Source organism: Vibrio sp. SG41-7 (assembly GCF_014164465.1).
Classification (GTDB): Bacteria; Pseudomonadota; Gammaproteobacteria; order Enterobacterales; family Vibrionaceae; genus Vibrio; species Vibrio splendidus.
The window spans coordinates 1-222 of the sequence record NZ_JACJFF010000473.1; the positions used below are offsets into that span (position 1 = coordinate 1).

Genomic DNA, 222 nt, shown 5'->3' on the forward strand with positions numbered 1-222 from the left:
TGGCAATCTTTTGCTTATTATACCAGTGACAAGACACCGGATTTATTCTTGAATATGATGCCGAAAGACAGAATATTTAAAGAGATACCCGATAGTTGGGACAATAAAGGTGATCAAGGATTAGTACAAAGTGAGATCCTTCAAGCCGGCTCTAATTTCCCATTGAACGATCAAGAAGGCAATCCGGTCTTCTATCAACAAAGTGTCAATAAAAAATTCTAC

Annotated in this window: 1 pseudogene; it reads left to right on the plus strand. The window is 37.4% G+C overall.

The window, feature by feature from the left end:
- Positions 1-222: pseudogene (locus H5300_RS27810) on the plus strand (hypothetical protein); the annotation flags it as partial.